Origin of the sequence: Paenibacillus sp. FSL L8-0641, assembly GCF_038006265.1 — a bacterium.
In the GTDB taxonomy this organism is placed as follows: Bacteria; Bacillota; Bacilli; order Paenibacillales; family Paenibacillaceae; genus Paenibacillus; species Paenibacillus polymyxa_D.
On the sequence record NZ_JBBOUW010000001.1, the window covers coordinates 3,050,391 to 3,071,297 of the forward strand.

General features: G+C 48.5%; 19 protein-coding genes. 11 read left to right on the forward strand and 8 right to left on the reverse strand.

Annotation, left to right across the window (positions count from 1 at the left end; translation table 11 throughout):
• The first annotated feature begins 2 nt into the window (after positions 1 to 2).
• The 3 genes from MKY16_RS13545 to hydF are packed head-to-tail and all read left to right on the forward strand — an operon-like array spanning position 3 to position 3,278.
• Positions 3 to 593, forward strand: coding sequence for a 4Fe-4S dicluster domain-containing protein (locus tag MKY16_RS13545; protein ID WP_013310648.1), 591 nt, complete (start codon positions 3 to 5; stop codon positions 591 to 593).
• Entirely contained in the window at positions 590 to 2,038 is a 1,449-nt protein-coding gene (locus MKY16_RS13550; protein ID WP_340955730.1) for an aspartate ammonia-lyase, read from the forward strand. The genes MKY16_RS13545 and MKY16_RS13550 overlap by 4 nt, the downstream gene beginning before the upstream one ends.
• Positions 2,025 to 3,278 carry a [FeFe] hydrogenase H-cluster maturation GTPase HydF gene (gene hydF / locus MKY16_RS13555; RefSeq protein ID WP_340955733.1) on the forward strand — a complete coding sequence of 418 codons (1,254 nt, stop codon included), beginning with the start codon at positions 2,025 to 2,027 and terminating at the stop codon, positions 3,276 to 3,278. The genes MKY16_RS13550 and hydF overlap by 14 nt, the downstream gene beginning before the upstream one ends.
• A 143-nt stretch (positions 3,279 to 3,421) precedes the next feature.
• On the opposite strand, the gene hydG is transcribed toward hydF, so the two are convergent.
• The 3 genes from hydG to MKY16_RS13570 all read right to left on the reverse strand — a co-directional run bounded on the left by hydG (position 3,422) and on the right by MKY16_RS13570 (position 7,809).
• The gene (gene hydG, locus MKY16_RS13560; protein WP_013310651.1) at positions 3,422 to 4,834 is read right to left on the reverse strand and encodes a [FeFe] hydrogenase H-cluster radical SAM maturase HydG; all 1,413 of its coding nucleotides are present in this window, start codon (positions 4,832 to 4,834) and stop codon (positions 3,422 to 3,424) included.
• Between the two features lie 49 nt (positions 4,835 to 4,883).
• Positions 4,884 to 5,936: a [FeFe] hydrogenase H-cluster radical SAM maturase HydE gene (hydE, locus tag MKY16_RS13565; RefSeq protein WP_257791715.1), complete on the reverse strand. Its 1,053-nt coding sequence runs from the start codon at positions 5,934 to 5,936 to the stop codon at positions 4,884 to 4,886.
• Between the two features lie 256 nt (positions 5,937 to 6,192).
• A complete protein-coding gene (locus MKY16_RS13570; protein WP_209947405.1) occupies positions 6,193 to 7,809 on the reverse strand; it encodes an alkaline phosphatase in 1,617 nt (538 codons plus the stop codon).
• Between the two features lie 238 nt (positions 7,810 to 8,047).
• On the opposite strand from MKY16_RS13570, the gene MKY16_RS13575 reads away from it, so the two are divergent.
• A complete protein-coding gene (locus MKY16_RS13575) occupies positions 8,048 to 8,965 on the forward strand; it encodes a LysR family transcriptional regulator (protein ID WP_029517394.1) in 918 nt (305 codons plus the stop codon).
• A gap of 338 nt (positions 8,966 to 9,303) precedes the next feature.
• Here the strand turns inward: MKY16_RS13575 and MKY16_RS13580 are convergent, their stop codons facing one another.
• The 5 genes from MKY16_RS13580 to MKY16_RS13600 all read right to left on the reverse strand — a co-directional run bounded on the left by MKY16_RS13580 (position 9,304) and on the right by MKY16_RS13600 (position 13,178).
• Entirely contained in the window at positions 9,304 to 9,444 is a 141-nt protein-coding gene (locus MKY16_RS13580; RefSeq protein ID WP_165082404.1) for a hypothetical protein, read from the reverse strand.
• A gap of 79 nt (positions 9,445 to 9,523) precedes the next feature.
• Complete coding sequence (locus MKY16_RS13585) at positions 9,524 to 10,327, reverse strand: DUF3592 domain-containing protein (RefSeq protein ID WP_340955736.1); 804 nt, start codon at positions 10,325 to 10,327, stop codon at positions 9,524 to 9,526.
• 72 nt (positions 10,328 to 10,399) lie between these two features.
• On the reverse strand, positions 10,400 to 10,819 hold the full coding sequence (locus MKY16_RS13590) for a hypothetical protein (protein WP_340955739.1): 420 nt from the start codon (positions 10,817 to 10,819) through the stop codon (positions 10,400 to 10,402).
• A gap of 237 nt (positions 10,820 to 11,056) precedes the next feature.
• A complete protein-coding gene (locus MKY16_RS13595; RefSeq protein ID WP_340955740.1) occupies positions 11,057 to 12,337 on the reverse strand; it encodes a helix-turn-helix transcriptional regulator in 1,281 nt (426 codons plus the stop codon).
• Between the two features lie 22 nt (positions 12,338 to 12,359).
• Positions 12,360 to 13,178: a carbon-nitrogen family hydrolase gene (locus tag MKY16_RS13600; RefSeq protein ID WP_340955741.1), complete on the reverse strand. Its 819-nt coding sequence runs from the start codon at positions 13,176 to 13,178 to the stop codon at positions 12,360 to 12,362.
• Between the two features lie 176 nt (positions 13,179 to 13,354).
• On the opposite strand from MKY16_RS13600, the gene MKY16_RS13605 reads away from it, so the two are divergent.
• The 7 genes from MKY16_RS13605 (at position 13,355) to MKY16_RS13635 (ending at position 20,733) form a co-directional block, all read left to right on the forward strand.
• Positions 13,355 to 14,536: a pyridoxal phosphate-dependent aminotransferase gene (locus tag MKY16_RS13605; RefSeq protein WP_340957573.1), complete on the forward strand. Its 1,182-nt coding sequence runs from the start codon at positions 13,355 to 13,357 to the stop codon at positions 14,534 to 14,536.
• A 241-nt stretch (positions 14,537 to 14,777) separates the two neighbouring features.
• A complete protein-coding gene (gene proB, locus MKY16_RS13610) occupies positions 14,778 to 15,983 on the forward strand; it encodes a glutamate 5-kinase (protein ID WP_340955743.1) in 1,206 nt (401 codons plus the stop codon).
• 12 nt (positions 15,984 to 15,995) lie between these two features.
• The gene (locus MKY16_RS13615; RefSeq protein ID WP_340955746.1) at positions 15,996 to 17,288 is read left to right on the forward strand and encodes a glutamate-5-semialdehyde dehydrogenase; all 1,293 of its coding nucleotides are present in this window, start codon (positions 15,996 to 15,998) and stop codon (positions 17,286 to 17,288) included.
• 39 nt (positions 17,289 to 17,327) lie between these two features.
• A complete protein-coding gene (gene proC, locus MKY16_RS13620) occupies positions 17,328 to 18,194 on the forward strand; it encodes a pyrroline-5-carboxylate reductase (RefSeq protein WP_028540660.1) in 867 nt (288 codons plus the stop codon).
• Positions 18,191 to 19,402: a 2,3-diketo-5-methylthiopentyl-1-phosphate enolase gene (locus MKY16_RS13625; RefSeq protein WP_340955747.1), complete on the forward strand. Its 1,212-nt coding sequence runs from the start codon at positions 18,191 to 18,193 to the stop codon at positions 19,400 to 19,402. The genes proC and MKY16_RS13625 overlap by 4 nt, the downstream gene beginning before the upstream one ends.
• Positions 19,399 to 20,076, forward strand: coding sequence for a 2-hydroxy-3-keto-5-methylthiopentenyl-1-phosphate phosphatase (locus MKY16_RS13630; RefSeq protein ID WP_340955749.1), 678 nt, complete (start codon positions 19,399 to 19,401; stop codon positions 20,074 to 20,076). Before MKY16_RS13625 ends, MKY16_RS13630 begins: the two co-directional genes overlap by 4 nt.
• A complete protein-coding gene (locus tag MKY16_RS13635) occupies positions 20,077 to 20,733 on the forward strand; it encodes a methylthioribulose 1-phosphate dehydratase (protein ID WP_340955752.1) in 657 nt (218 codons plus the stop codon).
• The last annotated feature ends 174 nt before the right edge of the window (positions 20,734 to 20,907 follow it).

Sequence of the window (20,907 nt, forward strand, 5' to 3'; positions counted from 1 at the left end):
GTATGAACCGTTTTGTTTTAGCTGATCCCGACCAGTGTATCGGATGTCGTACCTGTGAAATCGCATGTGTCATCGCACATTCAGCGGAGAACCCTTTTATCTCACCAGATGATGAGTTTCATTTTCACCCTCGTCTGAAGGTTATTAAATCATTTGGAGTCACTGCACCCGTTCAGTGTCGTCACTGTGAGGATGCCCCATGCGCTAACGCTTGTCCGAACGGCTCCATTACGAACGCAGATGGCTGCATTCTCATTAACAGTGAAAGCTGCATTGGCTGTAAAACCTGCATGATCGCCTGCCCTTACGGCGCGATTACCATGGTACCCGAGTATCGAAACGGGCAGCCTGTCGTTCAAGACGGACTGTACACCAATATGTCAGGCCGTTTGCAACCCAAAGAACGCATGATTGCCAGCAAATGTGATTTGTGCGAAGGTGTGGACGGCGGCCCGGCCTGCATTGGTAAATGTCCAACACAAGCCCTCAAGCTGGTCGAGCCAGATCTGGTTCATGCTCGGGTTGAGGAAAAACGCGCTGCAAGTGCACGTCAGCTGCTGCATATGACACGCATTCCGGCAACAGGTCTATGACTGAAGGTTTCCCTCTACCTACAAATACGCGAACCGAGCGGGATGCGTTAGGAGAGATGGAAATTCCCGCAGACGCCTTTTACGGTATTCACACCGCACGCGCGATGAACAATTTTGCGGTCAGTGGCAGGCCTGTGAACCCAAACCTGATCCACGCTCTTGTGTTGGTAAAAAAAGTAGCCGCTCAAGTGAATGGAGAGCAGAAACGGCTTCCTGTCCAACGGGCCTCTGCCATTGTATATGCTTGTGATGAAATACTCGCCGGGAGACACCAACATATGTTTACCGTGGATGCTATGCAAGGCGGCGCAGGCACCAGTACCCATATGAATGTAAATGAGGTCATTGCTAATTTGGCCATCGTACAGCTAGGAGGCAGACCAGGGCAGTATGAAATTGTACATCCGCTGGATGATGTGAACTGCTGTCAGTCTACGAATGATGTCTATCCCACAGCGCTACGAATTGCAGCGATACGGCTGCTTCGGCCTTTATGTGACACAATGTCTTCGTTACAGGATGCTTTACAGCACAAAGAAACAGAATATGCCGACCTACTCAAGCTAGGCCGCACTCAGCTAATAGATGCCCTGCCCATGATGGCCGGGCAGGGCTTTGGTGCCTATGCAAAGGCTATAGCGCGCGACCGCTGGCGTCTCTATAAGGCCGAAGAGCGGCTGCGGGAAATCCCTATTGGAGGAACGGCGATTGGCACAGGTATGAATGCGCCCCGCGCTTACAGCTATCGTATGGTCGAAAAACTGGCGGATGAGACCGGCTTTGGACTGAGTCGCAGCGACCACCCGATGGATCCGATTCAAAATATGGATGTCTTTGTGGAGGTGTCCGGTCTACTCAAAGCAGCCGCCGTGAATCTGTACAAAATATCTGGCGATTTTCGCCTACTGGCCTCTGGTCCTTTCGGTGGTATTGGCGAATACACGCTGCCTCCAGTTCAGGCCGGATCCTCTATTATGCCTGGCAAGGTCAATCCGGTAATAGCTGAAATGGCAGGACTAACAGCCATGCGTGTGATAGCCGAAGATGCGGCTATCACTATGGCCGCTGCCTCGGGTCAGTTGGAGCTAAACGCATTCCTGCCGCTGATTGCCGAATCGTTGCTGGAATCGCTACATATTCTGAACAGCGCGGTTCGACTATTCGAAGAACGATGTGTGCGTGGCCTGATCGTGCGTGAAGAACGCTGTATTACAAATCTACGTAACTCAGCCGTGATGGCTTCTGCGCTGGTCGCGGAGCTTGGCTATGATGAGGCTGCCTCCATTGCATCGGCGGCCATTGTGCAAGGTCGCACACCAGAGGATATTGCAGAAGATCGCGGCCTACTGACCCGTTCGCGGATTGACCAATTATGCCATCCCTATACAGTAACCAAGCCCGGAATTCCGGGGCAGGAAGAAGGAACTCACCATGGGAATGAATGATACCCCTCGTAGCAACCGACCACATATCGTCCTGCTTGGTCGCCGTAACGCAGGCAAATCCAGCATTCTGAACACCCTGACTGGTCAGCCCGTCGCTGTGGTATCTCCTGTAGGAGGAACGACCACGGACCCCGTTTTCAAACCGATGGAGCTGCTCCCAGCGGGTCCCATTGTTTTGGTGGATACCGCCGGACTGGACGATGAGGGTGAGATCGGAGAGCTGCGCCGCAACAAAACGCTAGAAATACTTAATAGTACAGACTTGGCCCTGCTCGTTATCGACGCCACCGTTGGAGTCGGACCATTCGAGCATGAGCTACTCGAAAAGCTCCGCAACAAAAAGATTCCTGTTATTGGGGTATTGAATAAGATAGATACCCTTACAGAATCAGATAAAACGGCTACAAAACTGGCAACTGAACTGGATCTCACCTTGATTCCTTTCAGTGCATCTTTGCTCCGGGGAGACACGGAACTGAAAAAGGCTATCACGAATACACTCCCCCAAAACGAGGATCGTTTCCGTATCGTCGGTGACCTGTTGTCACCCGGCGATGTTGTTGTGCTGGTCGTTCCCATCGACAAAGCTGCACCAAAAGGCCGATTGATCCTGCCACAACAGCAAACAATCCGCGATACACTAGAGAGTGATGCCATCGCCGTAGTGACCAAAGAACATGAACTACGATTGACACTGGAGAGATTGGGACACAAGCCTCGTTTGGTCATTACCGATTCACAGGTTTTTATGAAAGTAGCGGCTGACACGCCCAAAGATGTGCCTCTCACCTCTTTTTCCATCCTGTTTGCCCGTCATAAAGGCGATCTGGACGAACTGGTACGAGGTGCAAGAGCCATTGATCGCCTCAAGGATGGAGACCGCGTACTTATTGCCGAAGCCTGCACTCACCAATGCCAATCTGACGATATTGGTCGAGTGAAAATTCCACGCTGGCTCCGCCAAACGATAGGCAAACGACTCATCATCGAACATGCATCCGGCTCCAGCTTCCCTGATGATCTGAGCGAATATGCACTAGTTATTCATTGCGGTGCATGCATGCTCAATCGGCGTACGATGCTTCATCGAATGTCGGAAACGAAAGCTGCCGGCGTGCCGATTGTGAACTATGGTGTTTTCATCGCTTATGTACAGGGGGTCTTTCCCCGTGCTATTGAATGCTTCCCATCTGCTATGCTGGCATGGGAGCAAGCTGTAGAGGCCGGCAGTTATTCCTAAAAGTCCTCATCTCGGTATTCATATTTTTTTCCAGACACACAAAAGCAGTCGCGCTGATTTCAACGCGACTGCTTTTATTTTCAAGTTCATTATAAATCATGAGGTTTCATAGCGTGAAATGATACTACGAATAATATAAATTGCTAAAAATACAAATCGCGTTCGCCTGCTTCCAGTCGTTCAAGTCTGTCAAGCGTCAAACGGCGCGTTGATTCACGTGGTATACGCTCCAGATTTTCTCGCAGAGCGGCAGCTCCCAGTTCACGTGCCTCCTCATCCCCATAATCCAGCAGATATTCTTGGAAGGTCAGCAGCGAATTCGGCTGGCATACATTATGAATTTGTCCTGATTTGGCAAGCTCCATGAAACGATCTCCAGTTCGCCCCTCACGGTAGCAAGCTGTGCAGTAGCTCGGCATATATCCGCCACGGCACAGACTTTTAATAATTTCCGATGGTGAGCGATGATCCCCCACCTCAAATTGAGGCTTATCATCAGTTTCCTGTTTTGCATATGCCCCTACGCCTGTAGCTGAACCTGCACTAATCTGCGACACGCCTAGACCAATGACGCGGTCCCTATATTCCGGCTCCTCGCGCGTGGACAGGATCATTCCAGCATAAGGGACAGCCAGTCGAAGAACGGATACAATTTTCATAAAATCCTCATCGTTGACCAGGTACGGATATCGCTCCAGATCTACATTTTCAGCCGGACGCAATCGTGGAACTGAAACCGTATGAGGGCCACAGCCAAAGGCTTCTTCCAAGTGCTCGGCATGTTTCAGCATCGCTACGGTCTCATAGCGGAAATCATACAAGCCGTACAACACACCGATCCCCACATCATCTATACCCGCACGCATGGCTCTGTCCATGGCGGTAGTATGCCAATCAAAGTCCCGCTTTGGTCCCTGTAGGTGGAATTTACGATAGCTTTCCCGATGATACGTTTCCTGAAATAAAATATACGTACCAATGCCCACCTCTGCCAGCTTCCGATAGTCCTCCTCGGTTGTGGATGCAATATTCACATTGATCCTCCGAATGCTGCCGTTATCCACCTTGACCTCATAGATCTGGCGCAGACAATCGACGATATAGTCAATGGGACAATGGACTGGGTCTTCTCCCGCTTCCAGCACGAGTCGCTTGTGTCCCAGTTCTTGAAGCACTCTAACCTCCTCCACCAATTCCTCCGGTGTCAGACGGCTACGAGTAAAGCTGTCATTGGTATGTTTATAACCACAATATTCGCAGTTATTCACGCAGTGGTTGCTTACATATAAAGGGGCGAACAACACAATCCGGTTGCCATAAATTTGCTCTTTGACTGCCCTCGAAGATTTGAACATCTCTTCCAATAATTCAGGATCATCCACATGCAAAAGAGCCGCCGCTTCACTCGCACTCAGTCCCCGGCAGGCTCTCCCCTTTTCTAAAATTTCTAAAATACGGTGTCGATCTGTTGCCTCTTGTTTCCCCTGCTCCACTGCTGCCATAATCTCTGCTTCATTAATAAAATCCGCCGACACTTTCTCCCGTACTCCACTCACGTATACCCATCTCCTTATTTATGGTTACTGCAATGTTTCCGTCATAGCCTCACAAAGTTTCCTGTCTCATAAGTTGTCGTTGCACCCTCAAACTATCACCGCGCCCCATATCGACTTCAAATCCCGCTCCACGAATCCGCAGTTCCAGGCAATGACGACATTGGGCAGACTCATCTCCCAAACATATTTTATTCTCATAAATCGCATACTTAGGCCTCACCGCCAGTGGCGACAAATTGGGCATCACCACATTTGCCCCTGCCTGAAGCGCCTTCTCCCTGCCTTGGGGATGAATCGTTCCCATTGCCGTGGACGCCGGAATAAGTGCATCTGGAACAACCAGTCGGGATAACGAAATAATATCGAGAGCTTTTTCCATGCTCCCCTGACTGGCATCCCGAAGCGGCGTGTTGCTATGCGGTAAAAAAGGACCAATCCCGATCATATCTGGTGACAGGCTATGCAGATAGACCAAATCGTCTGCTAATTCACTATTTGTTTGTCCTGGTAACCCCACCATACATCCGGCCCCGATCTGAAAGCCGATTCGTTGCAAAGCCAGCAGACGGCTGCGCCTGCTTTCCATCGTCATCGTCGGATGCAGCTTGGCGTACAAACGGGGGGAAGCTGTCTCATGCCGCAGCAAAAAACGGTCCGCGCCCGCCTCGTATAATTGCTCATAAGTTTCATCATCTCGTTCACCGATGGACAGTGTGACTGCCACATCCGCGAAACGGCTTTTAATTTCTCGAATCAATTTCGTCAGCCGGGCTGCTGTAAACCAGTAATCTTCCCCACTTTGCAGCACAAAGGTCCGATAGCCGAGTTCATAGCCCTCCGCACAACAGGCCAGAATTTCTTCCGGCTGCAAACGGTAACGATCTGCCTGTTTATTCGAAGCACGCAGCCCACAGTACATGCAGTCCTGACGACATATACTGGAGAATTCAATTAATCCCCGTAAAAAAACACCTTTGCCATAGCGCTCCAATTTGGTGCGAGCTGCCAGGTGCCTCAGTTGAGCCCGTAGCGTCGGCTCATCATCCAAACGTGTCAGCAACTCCATCATTTCCGTATGCGTCCATTCCTTGCCGTCAGCCAGACGCAGTAATAATTCGTCCGTGACTCATCCCTTCTTCCCTCGTCCATCCGGACTTCACATCATCAGCGGCTTGTACCGTACATGTATTATTCTAGCAATATCGAAGAAGATGTAACGTGACTAGTTTCACAAAAAATCCCATTTTATAAAAACCTTCTTCAACTTCCGCCTCAAAAAATACACATTTAGCTTAACACACAAAAAAGCTGTCTCTTCCCCTAATGGAAGAAACAGCCCTTGTCGATGATTCTGCATGTTACTGAATCAAATCAATTGCCTGCTGGGGTACAAAATAATCAACACCGTTAAATACAACTACACCGTTGAGCGTGGTATTTTTACCATTCAGCATAGCAATATTTTTGTATACCGGAAGTTCCAGCTTGTTACTGCCTTTGGTCACTGTAATGACTTTCGTATCCGCAGTAAACTTGGCTCCTTTAGCTTCAAAAGCGGCTTTTGCAGGAACAAAAAGCTGCTTGCTGACTGTATCCAAGTCCAGTCCAAGTACACGTGTCATATACTTATTTACATCCGTATTGTCGATTACACCGGATGGACGGTCTCCGTTCGGCGCGTACGTGTACAACACGACATCGCCTCCTGTATGTCCGCCTGTAGTCCAGCCAATATTCGCACGTTTGCTAATGATCGGTCCGACAGCATAGTTCATGCTGCCTTCTTTGGCATCTTTAATGGTTTTCACTTCTTCGTCTGTCAAATCGGTGATGCCAAAATACGTGGAAAGCACCTCTTTAATATTGCTACGATCTGCATTCAGCTTGGCTTCCAAGCCTTCCCCCGTCAGCTTCGCTTTTTTCAGCGGGTCTATAAAAGAAGCTAAAGGCGTTTTGTCATAATTGCTAGTTGTATCGCTGCTACCAATCGTCAATCCACCGTTTCCGTGGTCTGTCACTGCTACGACGACAGTATTTTGGTTTTGTTTGGCGTAATCCACAGCAACTTTCACCGCATCGTCAAATGAAAGCACGTCACTAATAATTCCGGTTGGATCATTTGCATGGGCGGCCCAATCCACTTTACTGCCTTCTACCATTAAGAAGAAGCCTTTATCGTTTTTGGACAACACATCAATGGCTTTCGATGTCATTTCCGCCAGACTAGGTTCCTTGGATGCATCGCGATCCAGGTTATACGCAAGGGCCTCGGGAGAAAAGCTTCCCCAGAGCTTGCTGGAGGTCGATTTTTTCAACCCTTCAGGTGTCGTGACAAAGTCATAACCCTGGTCTTTAATTTGGGCTACCAAATCTTGGCCATCTTTACGCCCTGCTGCCTCCAAAAACTTGCCGCCTCCACCTAACACTACGTCAACCCCGTTGTAGGCTTGCTGCATGCTGAGTGCATCATAATTTTTACGATCAGGATAATGTGCGGTAAAATCAGCTGGTGTCGCATGCATAATCTCGGAAGTCGCAATAATTCCGGTCGATTTTCCTGCCAGCTTGGAAGCCTCAAGAATGGAAGCTACAGGTTTTTTGGCGTCACCCCCTGCAATGGGTTGTTGTCCAGGCATTGTCGCTTCATCAGGAAGGACACCTACATACCCAGTATGAGATTTATGTCCTGTGGCAAAAGCAGTACCCGCTGGAGCAGAATCGGCAATTGGAGCATCCGCAGAATGTGTACGCACCATGCCGCTTGCCATGCTGTCTAACGTTAAGGAGGATCCTTTGTACCATCTAGCCAGTGCAGTGGCGTCATTAGCCATACCGTCTGGAATCAAAATAATTACGTTTTTAATCGACGTGTCCTTTTCGACTGCCATCGCCGTCCCACCGCTTACTGCTAGCATCATCGTCGCTACGAGTGCAGCCACCGATTTTTTCGTATGTAGCCCCCAACATTTTAGCATTCAATTTCCTCCCAGACCTTTTTTGTACAACCAGAACTAAGATTAATTATGTTTTATCAGGAGAATGTTAAAGGAATTCATTATCTATATTAAAAGACGATATTTGTGACAAAACGCTTCATCTATATAAAACTTGTGACACATGAGATTCGTCAGGACTGGGCATTTAATTTTATTATTGTATAATCAGTCTATGATGTAATAGGAAAAGCTTATAAGATAAGGAGCATGAAATTCGATGGAATTCAGACAGCTTCAGTACACCCTGCAAATTGCAGCGGAAAAAAACTTCTCACGCGCAGCAGAAAAACTGCATATTGCTCAGCCTTCTTTGAGCCAACAATTGTCCAAACTTGAAAAAGAACTTGGGGTACTTTTATTTCAACGCAACACCAGCACGGTGGAATTAACACATGCAGGAGCAAGCTTTGTAGAAAAGGCAAAAAAAATAGTTGATGCAGTCGAGCAGCTCCGGCAGGAAATGGACGATATTTCTCAGCTGCGAAAAGGGAAGGTCGTCGTTGGCAGTATGCCTATCACAGGCTCCCATTTGCTGCCGCATGTGCTGCCTGTATTCAAAAGGGCTCATCCAGACATTGAAATCGTGTTAGTCGAAGATTCATCCATGAATCTGGAGAAAAAAACGGCAAGTGGCGATACAGATCTCAGCCTGCTCTCTCTTCCCTTAGTAGAACCTACACTTTCTTATGTACCCATCGGTGAAGAATGGATTGATCTCGCTGTTCCTCCGGGTCATCCCCTAGCCCTGCGTAAAAATGGTACCCAGCCGCTGCCAGTGCATATGGAAGAACTGAAAGACGAGCCTTTTGTCGTCCTGAAAAAAGGGCAAGGCTTTCGCAAGCTGACGATGGATCTATGTCATCAAGCAGGCTTTGAACCCAATGTGGTGTTTGAAAGCACTAATATGGAGACCCTTCAATCGCTCGTAGCGACAGGTATGGGCGTGACACTCGTCCCACGTTTTATCGCACGGGCCGCCAGTAGCGAGTTTGTTCCAGCATTGCTGCCACTCGCCGAACCTACCCCCAGCCGTACCCTGGCGATTGCTTACCGGAACGGACGTTATTTGTCTAAAGCTGCCGAAGCTTTTATTGATACCTTCCGAGAAACGGTCGAGCAACTTTCTCAAAAGTAGCCTCGAACGTGAAAAGGACCGTCTTCCTCCCCAGCCCAAGCCAGAGAGGAAGACGGTCCTGGGGCTTCGCCCCTATACTTTCAATGCTGCAATTAGATCACGGGTTCGATTACACTGTTGCGATGTTGCTTCCATCTGTCTTCAACGAACCACATTTCATGTTCATTTGAAATTCATGTCAGCCTCGCCTGATTACTCTACGCTTGCTCGGAAACTCCACTTTATCCATCCCGCATCACTTCTTTCCTTAAGGTCTCTAGTCTTGGTATCCAAGAATGTCCTACCTCAGTTCCAATGTGCTGTGTGATCCCAAAGTGTCTGTCCTCGCCTTGTTGTGATCAGGGTCTCCCTAGATGTGGTGGACTTTTGTCCTGATCATAGCCCATTTCATAGTTGTTTCCGACAACCTGTCTATTTAAGCCTCTCGGCCGTGACAGGCCATCCCTATTCGCCAGTTCGGATCTACTTTGGTTATCCATCGTTATCAACCTCCTGGTGTCGGGATACTATTATAATACACCTATGGGCTGTATCTGAAACAGGTATCTAAAAAACTTTTTATGATCGAGAAGAACCAAATGCTTGCTGTACCTCGGCTTCACTCACTTGTGTTTTAAAGACCAATTTCGAAGGATCTTGAGGTGAATAAATGACCTCTATAATGCTTCCTTGCTGCAGCTTGGATAGTTGGGAAGAAAAAACATCCTTTTGCGTAGTTACATTAAAGGTATCGCCGTTGCTTTTCGTAACACTCAGCGTAAATTGAAGCTTAATTTTATTGGATCCCGCTTCACCCATGGGTGTAACATCCAGCACCTTTGCATATGCCTGCTCACCGGTTTTGGCAATTTCCATCAGCTCGGGCGATACGCCCTGCTTGACCATTTGCTCATTCATTAACGCTTGCAAATCCGTCTGCGACACCTGCCCTTTCAGGTCAAGTCCTACTTTCTTTTTGTCTTTCTCCGATATTACGAGTGGAATGATCGAGCCTGGCTGAAATTGAGCCATGGAAGTTAAAGGAATAATCGTCGTCAAAGCAGTATCATATTTGTCTTCTCCCTGTTTGGTTACGGTCAACCCAAGTTTTACCTGCGGCTGATTGTTTATATAAGTCCCTGTTTGCTGAACACTTGTAATGATCCCTACCCCAGGAGCACCCTTCTTGACTTTACCCCCTCCAAAAAACGCACCTAAAATACCAGGTAGAAATATAAGCGCAAAGCCTGTATAAATTAACGGCCGATACCACGGAGCATCCATAATCAAAAATGGATCATCCCATAAGTAGTTAGCCAAGAATGGTGAGAAGCCTACACCAAACACCAAAAGTACCCCGATCATACTCAAAAATCCTTTCATCCTCCAAAACCCCTTTTCAATCATCTGTTTAAAATATATGTCAGCAAGATAGGGTGAAACGCCTCATTTATTTTACGCTGTCACCAGACCCATATAGATCAGCTCCGATGGATTTATCGGGTTGCTTCCCAGACCCACCGTATCTCCAGGCCGCGGAATTTGCAGCTTCGACACGAGCGTTTCCAGTGTTTTTTGATATCGGTTGCCGTTTGATTCTGTCACATTCAGCACAAGCACCACAATCGGATCAAAATTCACGAGCTTTCCGGTATCTGTTACCGAAATAACAACCGCAGTCGCTGCCATCGCCAAACCACCGTTAGCCGCCGTTTGAGCTTGTTTTGCTAAGTTTAAGCTTTGATTGATCTGCTCTCGATGCTCTTTGGGTACTAGACCTTTCATAAATAACCCGGACAAACCCTTATTCATCAGTTGATCTGCTTGTTCTATCGCATCCTGCTGTTTTTTCTTTTTACCGAAGAAATTCATCATGTGGTTGCACCTCGTATTTTGTATTGTCGTTCCCTATAAATTCAGTATAAAAGAGGATATATGGCATCACAATACGTTTTGGCGCATACAAAAAAAACCGAAAAAACAGGAGCTTTAACCTGTATTTTGTCGGTTTATTTTTGAACTTTGGCACGATTTGCACAAAATTTTGCACACTTCCGAGCATTCTTTCGAACGATCCATCCTATAGTTTTGTGAAAAACGAGTGAATTCAGGCTATTTTTTTCGTAAAAGATAGACCAGTTTGCGATAATACGCCGATGATTCTTTATAACGACGACTGTCCTCGGACACAACAGCCAGCGTTTCATATAACTGTTCAAGCCGCGCTGGATGTTGGAGAGCTTCAAAATAAGGCAAGCATTGCAAGGCATGCATCCAAAAGGCGTCCTGATTCCCTTGCGCAAGCGCAAGCTGGCTTTCATAAAAATCAAGCCCCATTTGCTGATCTGTTGTCAAATTTGTTTTACGCAGTTGATCCAAATGCTGTGAGAGAAGCCCCCAATTTTTCCGCACAAACGCAATCTCACAACGATATATCAGTGTAACGGGCATCATCATCTGCTGCATTTCCTCCCGCTCCCGACTCACCAGCGCTTCAAAACGCCCTACTTCCTCCAATGCCTTGTCCAGCTCTCCAATCGTTGTCAGCATAATAATCCGGTTGTTCAGGATGGTCGTGAGCATATCTGCCGCGTTTTCCAAATAGACCAGATTGGCCTCAGCCATAGACAGCGTTAACAGTGCTTCCTGTACAGAACCCATGGCAAAACAATATCCGCTGTAAGCTACATACAGGCCCGTCAAACGGTGAAAAAGCCGATCATCATACACCCTTCGCATCGTCTGCTCGAATACCTGCTTCGCCTGATCAAATTGCTTAACCTGAATGCAGGCCTCCATCATAATGTTTTGCGCATTGAGCCAGTTTTCCGTCCCCTCTTCCACCAATCGGATTAACTGCGTAACGTTATTCAGCACATCATAATAATGATTTTTAGAGCGGAGATACTGGATTTTATAAAATAAAATTGCTTTTTTTAGCGGTGCGGGCAGCTCCACCTCATCCGAACGACCAAACTTCTCCAAATAAAAATTCAAATAGGTTTGATGTAAATATTCATAGGCCGTTGGGTCATTTAATTGTTGGTAATAAACAGCCTTCATCAAATAAGTCGTCATTTCCACCACAAGCGAATCGTTGCGATCCTCCAGCTGATCCACATAGCCTTCCGTGGCAGGATTAGCCAGCTTGGACAGCTCTGTAAAAATCTTATCCGCTGTAGCCAGCGTTTCCTCATCCTCTGCCGCTGCACGTATGAGATACGATGGGTTTACACCTAAACGCCCAGCAATTTGCTCGGCCAGATCCTCTGCCAACGGGTAACGGTCAGCCAGTATATTCGCAAAATGTGCAGGTGTCACCAGCCCGTCTACCAGCTCTTTACGGGACAGGTTTTTCTTTTTACACAAAAATTCAATGCGTTCCTTAAGCATGGAGTATTCCTTTCTACACTGATTATCGGTCATACAGTGAGGGACGCCGATCTTCAAACACCGGAATACGACCACGCACGTCCTGCACCAAGCCAGACTCAATCGTTCCTGTGAGAATCTCCTCCTGCTCTCCGCCCTCAGCAATGATTTCTCCCCATGGATCAATAATAAGCGAATGCCCGAAGAAATCAGTATCTCCGCTGCGACCTACCCGGTTACAAGCAATGACATACATTTGATTTTCTATAGCACGTGCGGTCAGCAAGGTGCGCCAGTGATGCAACCGAGGATGAGGCCATTCTGCGGGTACGATCAGCAAATTTGCGCCCGACAGGGCCAAACTGCGGGCTAGTTCAGGAAACCGGATATCATAGCAGATCGACGCACCTGCCTGAATCCCATCATCCAGTGCGAATAAAACCTTTTCTTCGCCAGGCTGCAAATATTTTTCTTCATCCATAAGTCGGAATAGATGAATTTTGGAATACGAAGCAACCTCTCTGCCTGTTCGGTCAAAAACAAGCATCGTATTATACACATGACCGTCGCTTTTTTTCTCTGCGATTGACCCAGCTACTACGTTCACTTGGTGGGTGGCAGCGAATGCTGCTATCCATGCCCGGGTCTCCGTTCCTTCCTTGTCCGCCAGCTCATGAATGCGCTCCAAGGCATAGCCTGTGTTCCACATTTCTGGCAGGACAATCAGATCCGGCTTCAGTTCGGCTTTCATCGCTTGTTCCATTAAAGCTCGGATATGACTGCGGTTTTCCGGGGGATTTCCTATCTCTATGTGAGCTTGTATGAGTGCAACACTGAACGGTTGAGCTTCCTGATACGTCAAAATCCTTCATCCTCCTTGTGAGCCGGAGCTTCTCGTGACCCATTGTCCGGTATTTTCTCCCATCATAGCCCGATCAGTCTGGATTACGCAACCATGCAAGCTTAATTCCTTCTATACAACTCGGTAAAATCGTGATAGATTATTTCTTAAACTATTCCAAAAGGTCGTGTGAATTGATGACTCCTTTTTCTATTCCCTCCGCTGACGTCATGAAACAGTTACCCACTCAATTTTTTGCCACACTTGTACAAAATGTAAACCGTGAAATTACGGCGGGACATGATGTCATTAATCTAGGACAAGGGAACCCGGACACCCCCACTCCTTCTCATATTGTAAAAGCTTTGCAGGAATCAGCAGATAACCCGCTATATCATAAATATTCGCCATTTCGCGGTTATAGCTTTCTCAAAGAAGCCGTTGCCCAGCGCTATCAGAAGGATTACGGTGTAACGCTCAATCCTGAAACCGAGGTCGCCATCCTGTTTGGCGGAAAAACGGGTTTGGTTCAGCTCCCACAAGTCCTACTCAATCCCGGTGATGTATGTCTCGTCCCTGATCCCGGTTATCCGGACTACTGGTCAGGTGTAGCCTTGGCTAAAGCGGAAATGTCTTTTCTGTCATTAAAGGAAGAGAATCGTTTTCTGCCCGACTATGAAGCCATTTCCGCGGAAGACCGCCGCCGCGCTAAGCTAATGTTCCTTAACTATCCGAATAATCCTACCTCGGCTACTGCTCCACTTTCCTTTTACGAGGATACGGTTGAATTCGCGCAACGTAACGGCATTGTGGTTGCCAGTGATTTTGCCTATGGCGCTATTGGATTTGATGGCGAACGTCCGGTAAGCTTCCTACAGGCTAAGGGTGCTAAAGACGTGGGGATTGAGTTCTATACCTTGTCCAAAACGTACAATATGGCGGGCTGGCGTGTTGGTTTCGCGCTCGGTAATGCCGAAATCATCTCGATGATTAACCTGCTGCAGGATCATATTTATGTAAGCTTGTTTGGCGGCATTCAGTCAGCGGCTGCGACAGCCTTGACGGCCTCGCAGAACTGCGTAAGCGAGCTGGTTGCCCGTTATGAATCGCGCCGTAACGCTTTTTATGATGCACTTGGGCAAATCGGCTGGAAGGCGACACGCCCAAGTGGCTCCTTTTTCAGTTGGTTGCCTGTGCCGCAGGGCTATACTTCTACTTCTTTTGCCGATCTGTTGTTGCGGGAAGCCAAGGTGGCTGTCGCTCCAGGGATCGGCTTCGGGAGTGGCGGCGAAGGATATGTGCGAGCGGGGCTGCTGAGCTCAGAAGCTCGACTGACCGAGGCGGCTGATCGAATTGGCAAGCTAAACCTGTTTGGTTAATCCGTATTTTCCAGCTACAACTTCTTTGCCAAACCTGGTCTTTTCGTGGTATTCTGTATCCAATATCATTTAGCGCGTTGAAGGGACTATTAAGAGAGACCCGGTCCTGTTCAGAGAGTAAATTCCGATAGGCTGCAAGAATTTACCTGGACTCTCTCCCAACTCCTATCCCCGAGCGCCCTGCGCAATCAGGCGGCCCCTGCCGTTAACAGGTTTCAAGTGGGATGATCATGAATCATCAATGAAGGTGGTACCGCGGAAGCACAAACTTTCGTCCTTTGCATACAAAGGATGGAAGTTTTTTTGCATTAAAAAGAGTAAAATTAAGGAAGTGGACGTCATGTCAACACGTATCGTCATTAAAATCGGTAGCAGCTCTCTAACTGGAGTGGAAGGTGGCTTGAATAGGGAAGCCATCGCTTATTTTGCCCGGGAAATCAGCTTACTTCGCGCAAAAGGTCATGAAGTGCTGCTGGTTACATCAGGCGCAGTAGCCGCGGGATTCAGAGAGATTGGGTACCCGTTTCGCCCTAAGCTGCTACATGAAAAGCAGGCGGCAGCGGCTGTTGGCCAAGCTCTTCTCATGCAGGCCTATGAGCAGGCTTTTAAAGATTTTGACCTAGTGATCGCGCAGGTTCTGCTAACCCGTAGTGACTTTTTGAGCCGCAAACGGATGAACAATGCCGGAATGACCGTAGAAGAATTGCTGCGCCAGCAGGTTATCCCGATCTTTAACGAAAATGACACGGTATCAATTGACGAATTGAAATTCGGCGATAACGATATGTTGTCCGCGCTGGTTGCCAATCTGGTCAAAGCTCAGCATCTGATTATCATTACGGACACTGATGGCGTATATACGGCAGATCCGCGCAAGCATCCGAATGCCGTACGTTTTGAACGTATCGAAGAAATTACAGAGGAGATTTATGCATTAGCTGGAGGTTCCGGATCGTCTGTAGGTACTGGCGGCATGCGATCCAAGATCGAAGCTGCCAAAGTCGCTACACGCGGTGGTGTGCCTGTATATGTGGGACGTGTAAGCGCGAATGGCGATTTAGACGCAGCCGTCGAAGGACACGGACCAGGAACATATTTTGACACTCACCTCTCTTCACTTCCGATGAAAAAACAATGGCTTGGATTTATGTCCACCCCTCTGGGCGCGGTGCATGTAGACGAAGGGGCCGAGGAAGCGCTGGTTCACGGAGGACACAGTCTACTTCCGGTTGGCGTACGACGTGTCGAGGGCAGCTTTCATGCCGGAGATGTCGTTGAGGTGCTCGGACCGGAAAATAAAGTGTTAGGACGCGGCATCGTCAATTATGACGATGAACAGCTTCGAATGGTACAAGGATTACCGAGCGGTGAGGTTGTGGGCAAAATTGGTCCCATTCACCGGCTTGAGGTGATTCACAGGGATGAATGGATTACATTATGTATGTAGGGAGGCCGTAACATGAGTGATTTAACGACAAACACAGCTGCAACCGAGGAGAATCAGTTTAGCGAAGTACGAACCAAAGCGAATCGTGCCAAAAAAAGTGCCGGGGTCATGAACCGCCTGACTACAGCACAGAAAAACGAAGCATTGCTTGCTATGGCTGAAGCTTTAGTAAATCATACTGAAGAGCTGATTGCAGCAAACCATAATGACCTGAAACATGGACGGGAACTGGGAACCTCGGAATCGCTGCTCGACCGCCTCACGCTGACCGAGGACCGAATCGGGGCAATTGCCGAAGGATTACGCCAAATTGTGGCACTACCTGACCCGGTCGGCGACACCCTTGAGCAAATTGAACGTCCAAACGGTCTGCGAATTGAGAAGATACGTGTGCCGCTGGGTGTCATCGGCATCATATATGAAGCGCGTCCAAATGTAACCGTGGATGCCGCGGGCCTGTGCTTGAAAACAGGTAATCCGGTTGTGCTACGCGGTGGTTCGGCCGCCCTCTTCTCCAACCGCAAGATTATCGAAGTGCTCCAGCAGGCACTAGACGCAACAGCTGTGCCACGCGAGGCGCTTCAACTTATTGAAGATTCAGACCGTGCCTCGGTCAACGAAATGCTCACCTTGAACGGCTTGCTGGATGTGATTATTCCACGCGGCGGGCGTTCACTCATTCAAAATGTTGTTCAGAACGCTACCGTGCCTGTCATCGAAACTGGGGCTGGTGTATGCCATACCTTCTTGGACGCTACAGCAAATGCAGCAATGGCCGAAGCGATTACACTGAATGCCAAGGTGCAAAGACCGTCCGTGTGTAACTCGATGGAAACATTGCTCGTACACTCGGATTATGCAAAAGCACATTTCACAGGATTGGCAGAACGCTTTCGTGATGCGGGGGTTGAGCTACGCGGCTGTGCACGCACACGAGAATTGGCTCCTTGGGCTGTTCCTGCTACAGAAGAGGATTATGGCACCGAGTATAATGATTACATTATGAACGTCAAGGTCGTGGACAATCTGAACGAAGTACTGGAGCATATTACACGTTACGGTACGAAGCATTCAGAGTGTATTGTCACCGAGGACCAAGCCCATGTCGAGCGTTTTCTGCAAGAAGTGGACGCGGCAGCCGTGTACCACAATGCATCCACTCGCTTCACGGATGGCTTCGAGTTTGGGTTTGGTGCCGAGATCGGAATCAGCACACAAAAATTACATGCCCGCGGCCCAATGGGATTGCCTGCCTTGACTTCAACCAAATATCGCGTGTACGGTACTGGACAAATCAGGGAATAATAACATAAATCAATCTGTATCCTTGGAGGTTTTGAATCTATGTGTGAATCACAAACAAAGGTTTTAATTAATGAGCAAATTACATTTTTTGGGGCAGGATCAATGGCAGAGGCTATTATTCGCGGAATGACGGCTCGTTCTGTCGTCAAACCTAGTGGTATTACCGTCATCAACCGCAGTAATCAGGCTCGCCTTGAGGAACTTCAAAAGCAATATGGAGTCTTGTTCCAAACCGAGGATGCCGCCAAAACCGAGCTTCTGCGTCGTTCTCCGGTCATTGTGCTTGCCATGAAGCCCAAGGATGCTGCACAAGCACTTGGACAGCTCGGCCCACTTCTGTCTGATGAGCAGCTGATCATATCGGTCATCGCTGGATTGTCCATTCGTACGATGCAAACCTTACTGGGTCGCAAGCAGCCGATCGCACGGACGATGCCCAATACATCCAGCTCGATTGGGCTGGGAGCTACAGGCATTAGCTTTTCCAAAGAGATCAGCGAAAACCAGCGTAAAAATGTGCTTACGATGTTCGAATCTGTAGGTACGGTGACGGTTATAGAGGAAGAGAAAATGGATGTTTTGACCGGGATATCTGGAAGCGGCCCTGCCTATGTCTACTATCTGATGGAAGCCATGATTGCGGGGGGAATTCGTGGTGGCTTGACCCCTGAGCAAGCGCACGAACTAACGGTGCAAACTGCGCTTGGAGCGGCACGCATGGTACAGCAAACCGGAGAGGAGCCTTCTGCCCTTCGCCACAAAATCATGTCTCCCAATGGCTCTACGGTAGCTGCATTGGAAATGCTGGACAAAGGTGACTTCTACGAAACGGTGATTGCAGCGGTGCAGCGGTGCGCTGAACGATCCCGCGAGATGGGAGCTGTACTCAAGGAGGGAATTGAATGAGCTATTGCTTGGCGACCTACCGTGTATACGATGACAAAGCCGATTTTAACCAAAAGGCCCAATCTATTGCCATCGGCATGACGGTGGGCAGCTGGACTGAGCTCCCGCAAGCCAAACGGGACGCGATGCAAAAGCATCTTGGCTCGGTTCATTCTGTGGATATTCACGATGGAGGTCCCGGTGAACGGTACGCGGACCTGACCATCGCTTACCCGGATGTCAACTTCAGCCGGGATATTCCCGCACTGCTGGTCACAGTCTTCGGCAAAATTTCGATGGACGGCCGAATTAAGCTGACAAAGCTAGGTTTCTCGGAAGCCTTCCGCTCTGCTTTTCGGGGACCGAAATTCGGTATCAGCGGCTTGCGCGAGCAGCTCGGCGTGCATGATCGTCCTTTGCTCATGAGCATTTTCAAATCTGTGATTGGCCTCAATTTGGACGAACTTCGTGAACAGTTTACCCGGCAGGCTCTCGGCGGTGTCGATCTGATCAAGGATGACGAGATCTTGTTTGAAAATGCGCTGACACCAATTGAGAAACGTGTCGAAGCCTGCATCAAAGCTGCCGAAGCGGCTGAGCGTGAAACCGGTAAAAAGCTGCTGTATGCCGCTAATTTAACGGGGCCGACCTCGCAGCTTAAGACGCAAGCTCTCAAGGCCATCGACGCGGGTGCCAACGCGTTACTGTTTAACGTGTTGGCCTACGGTTACGATGTGCTGCATGAACTTAGCAGCGATCCCGCCGTCTCGGTGCCAATTGCTGCCCATCCTTCGTTGGCGGGAGCTGCTTATCCGTCGCCACATTATGGTATATCGGCGTCCGTTCTACTTGGTCAGCTTATGCGGCTGGCTGGCGCTGACCTCGTCCTCTTCCCTTCTCCCTACGGCTCAGTGACGATGCCGCGTGAGGAAAACATGGCGATCCGCGATGAACTGATCACCCCTGATCTACCGCTGAAGGCCAGCATGCCTGTCCCTTCCGCAGGGATTCACCCAGGCCTCGTGTCGTTAATTGTACGTGACTTTGGTACTGACGTTGTTGTCAACGCCGGGGGTGGGATTCACGGCCATCCGCTAGGTACAGAAGCCGGTGGGCGCGCCTTTGTGCAGGCGATTGGAGCCGTACAGCAGAATGTCCCGCTGGCAGAATACGCCCGTACTCACCCTGAGCTGCAATCTGCGCTCGACACATGGGGAGGTGAACGATGAGCACAGCAAAGAAGCCCGTCATTTTTTGCGATTTTGACGGGACAATTACGAACAGCGACAATATTGTCGCCATTATGAGGCATTTTCAGCCTGCAGGCTGTGAGCCCATCATGCATCAGATCGTAAATGGGCAGACATCCATTCGTGAAGGCGTAGGTGCGATGTTCGCTTTGATGCCTTCGGAGCAAAAGGACGAAATTATCTCATATGTACTTGGACAAGCTGGTATACGCGAGGGCTTTGCACGCTTTTTGGACTATGTACGGGAGCAACGGATTGAATTTTTCGTTACCAGCGGCGGCATTAATTTTTTTATTGATCCATTGCTAAAACCCTTTAACATTCCACACGATCACATCTATTGCAACGGAGCGGATTTTTCCGGGGATCGCATCCAGATTACGTGGCCGCATCCATGTGAGGAGCCGTGTACAAATGACTGCGGCATGTGTAAAACGACTGTGATTCGTCAATACCCTCCCGAACAATACGAACGGGTTTTGATCGGCGACAGCCTGACCGATTTTGAAGGAGCTAAAATTGCCGATCTTGTGTACTCCCGTTCGCATCTGACTTTAAAGTGTCAAGAACTTGGCGTACCACATGTACCCTTTGAAACATTTGATGACATTATCGAGGATTTAAAGCAAAAACAGGAGCAAGGGGTGCTGTAAATGAGTTTTAACTTGGCAGACATTTCATTGGAAGAAAAACGCCGCGCACTGGAAGAACTCGCTGATGTCAAAGAACTATTCGCATCTCGCAACTGGTTCCCAGGCACGAGCGGCAATTTGTCGATCCGAATCGGTGACTTTCATCCCGAACAATTTTATTTTGCAGTCACCGCCAGCGGCAAAGATAAAACCAAGCGCACTCCAAAAGATTTTCTGTTCGTAGACCAGCACGGAAAAGCGGCAGAAGCGACAAACCTTAAGCCAAGCGCAGAGACACTTATACATTGCGAAATTTACCGCCTGACAGGCTGTGGAGCCGTTTTTCATGTGCATACCGTGTTTAACAATCTGATTTCCGAATATTATGGTGAGCAAGGCGCTGTACCTATCCAAGGTATTGAGCTGATCAAGGCTTTTAACATTTGGGAAGAAAATGCTGCGATTGATATTCCTGTGCTGCCTAATTACGCGGATATTGCCTCGATTGCCAGGCTGGTGCCTGATGTGCTGAATGATCAGGTGCCTGGAATTTTATTGCGTAACCACGGCATTTATGCGTGGGGCCGTGATGTATTTGAGGCTAAAAAGCATTTGGAGGCGTTTGAATTTTTGTTTGAAACGACGTATCGCTCCCTGCTGCTGAAAACTTTGAAGTAAATAAACTCATAAATATCAAAGATGCTTCTCATTATTTGTAAAAACGGTTATTGAATATCGAGAACGGGGCCTGAGCGAAAAGCACGGTACGTTCTCTTTTTTATTAAAAAAGTTTCCTATCCTAGTGGTGACATAAAATCTTAGTTGAGGTGATATGGCTCTTCGGGTAAAAAA